Origin of the sequence: Anaerophaga thermohalophila str. Valhall (genome assembly GCF_000250735.1) — a bacterium.
Lineage (GTDB): Bacteria > Bacteroidota > Bacteroidia > Bacteroidales > Marinilabiliaceae > Anaerophaga > Anaerophaga thermohalophila_A.
The window spans coordinates 1-2,647 of the sequence record NZ_AHZV01000053.1 but is presented as its reverse complement, the minus strand read 5'-3'; the positions used below and the strand labels follow the sequence as shown (position 1 = coordinate 2,647).

Annotated in this window: 2 protein-coding genes; both read left to right on the top strand. The window is 40.7% G+C overall.

All coding sequences use genetic code 11. The features are described from left to right. Positions 1-292 precede the first annotated feature (292 nt). Positions 293-1,420 carry a universal stress protein gene (locus OQ5_RS0102255; protein WP_016775936.1) on the top strand — a complete coding sequence of 376 codons (1,128 nt, stop codon included), beginning with the start codon at positions 293-295 and terminating at the stop codon, positions 1,418-1,420. Positions 1,421-1,595: 175 nt separating this feature from the next. Then, positions 1,596-2,633 carry a threonine aldolase family protein gene (locus tag OQ5_RS0102250; RefSeq protein ID WP_016775935.1) on the top strand — a complete coding sequence of 346 codons (1,038 nt, stop codon included), beginning with the start codon at positions 1,596-1,598 and terminating at the stop codon, positions 2,631-2,633. Positions 2,634-2,647 lie beyond the last annotated feature (14 nt).

Sequence of the window (2,647 nt, the reverse complement as noted above, 5' to 3'; positions counted from 1 at the left end):
AGCAGTGTTAAAATTTATATTTTCAATTATCAGTTAAAAAAGCCTAAAGGCAGAGACGTAATGACGCAAAGTTTTTATTATGAGAGATTTATGTGTTGTTGATTGTGTAAACAATTATTTATCACACACTAACTTTTGTGTGTCTGTCCAGAAAGTGTCATTTACTGTGTTACGCTCGTCCGAAAATTATTCATTTACGATGATTAAACTCCGTATTTTCGGACTTCGCAAGCCTTGTAAATGACACTTTCTGAACAGGCACTTAATTCAGAAATCCTAAAAATTTAAAGCTATGGCAGAAGATAAAATAATTACTCTCGCAACACGTTCGTATGAGCATGCTGAAATCATACGTTCTTTGCTCGAAAGCGAAGGAATTGAATGTTTCCTGGAGAATGTCAATCTGATTCAGGGATCCATTTCAGACGGCGTGAAGATTCGAATCCGTGAGCAGGATCTGGAAAAGGCAGTGAAAATCATGGAGGAAGTTGAAAGACCCGAACTTTTGAAGGCCGAAGAAAAGAAACGGGGAAGACCTTCCAGACACCGCATTCTATTGCCTGTCGATTTTAGTGATTATTCATCCAAAGCGGCTGATATGGCTATGGACTGGGCAGCCAGGCTTGATGCTGAAATAACCGTTTTGCACGTTTTTTACAATCCGGTCATTAATACCCTCCCGTTTGCCGAAGCTTATGTGTATGATACAAGTATTGATGAAATGCTGATCGATCTGGAAGAAAAAGCCAAAGAAGATATGAATGGCTTCATGGGGCATTTGAAGCAACGAAAAAAAGATAAAGGACTTGAAAAATTACACATCCGTACAAAATTGCTTCGTGGCGTGGCTGAGGATGAAATTATCCACTTTAGTGATGAGTACGAACCTACGGTAATTATAATGGGAACGAGGGGAAAAGACCGTAAGGCATCGGATTTGATTGGTTCTGTTACAGCCGAGGTTATGGAAGGTGCCCGCGTTCCTGTTTTGGCTGTTCCTGAAGATTTCGAATATAAGGGAATCGATAATATGAAAAAAGTTCTCTACGCCACCAATTTTGAAGAGTCTGATTTTGTTGCTCTCGATAAACTTGAAAAACTCGTTAAACCTTTGGATGTTTCTATTACCTTTGCACATGTGTGCGAAAAATCTTCCCATAAGTGGGACAAGGTGAAAATGGAAGGCCTGAAAAAATATGTGGAGGATAAGTTTCCAAATACCCAAATAGATTTTGACCTTATTCAGAACGAGGATTTTTGGGTCGGTATGGAAAGCTATGTCCGGGCCAAAAATATTGACATTATCAGCCTTACCACTCACCGGCGCAACATCTTTGCCCGCCTGTTTAACCCCAGCATCGGGAAGAAAATGTTATTCCATTCAACTACTCCGTTGCTGGTTTTTCATGCACGGCGATAAGAGCGAACCAGTAAAGGGTTGTTGGTGACAGGTTGAGGCCGCTTTGCATGTTGACCAATAATTCAGACTAATTTTATACTGATGAAACGAGCCAGGCAAAGCTTGCCATAATAAGAATATGGATAAGTTCTTGAATGCAGGTTCCATTAGGCCTTAAAGAATAAATTTTATACTAATGAAAGGATTTGCCAGCGACAATAATTCAGGGGTTCATCCTGAGATAATGAAAGCATTAGAGGAAGTTAATAAAGAACATGCAACAGGTTATGGCGGTGACCCTGTTACCGCCCGCACCGAAAAGCTTTTTCAAAGTATCTTTGGTCAGACGGCCAAAGTTTTTTTTGTATATAATGGTACCGGCGCCAATGTTATTGCATTACAAACTGCTACCCGGCCCTTCAATGCCATTATCAGTTCCGAAACAGCCCATATACATGTGGATGAATGCGGTGCTCCCGAAAAGCACACCGGATGCAAGATGCTGACACTGGAAACTCCTGACGGTAAACTTACTCCCGCTCTCGTGGAAAAGCATCTGCATGGTTTCGGGTTTGAACATCATGCACAACCCGCTGTTGTCTCTATTGCTCAGGCCACTGAACTTGGAACGCTGTATTCTATTGACGAATTAACAGAATTGGCAGATTTTGTTCATAGTAAAGGTCTTTTCCTGCACATGGATGGTGCCCGTATTTCTAATGCAGCTGCCTCACTTGGCTGCAGTTTTCGTGAAATGACTACCGATGTTGGCGTTGATGTTCTTTCGTTTGGAGGTACAAAGAATGGACTTATGTTTGGTGAAGCGGTTGTGTTTTTAAATCCTGATCTTGCTGTCAATGCAAAATATGTTCGCAAACAGACAACCCAGCTACATTCTAAAATGCGTTTTATTGCAGCCCAGTTTGAAGCTTTCCTGAAAGACGAATTGTGGCGTAAGAACGCTGAGCATGCCAATAGCATGGCAAAATTACTTGCCGACCGGCTGAAACCGGTTGATGCTGTTCAAATTACTCAGAAAGTACAGGTGAATGGTGTTTTTGCGATTGTTCCCAGGCATATTATTGAACCGTTGCAGAAAAAGTACTTTTTTTACATTTGGAACGAGTCAAAAAATGAGGTGCGGTGGATGACCTCTTTTGATACAAAAGAATCAGAAATCATTGATTTTGTAGAGGAAATTAAACATCTGTTACCTGACCTGAATTATTCATAAATTATCTATTACGA

Bases quoted from the DNA above. Each gene is read 5' to 3' on its own strand.
- OQ5_RS0102255 (WP_016775936.1), top strand. From the start codon at position 293: ATGGCAGAAGATAAAATAATTACTCTCGCAACACGTTCGTATGAGCAT.
- OQ5_RS0102250 (WP_016775935.1), top strand. From the start codon at position 1,596: ATGAAAGGATTTGCCAGCGACAATAATTCAGGGGTTCATCCTGAGATA.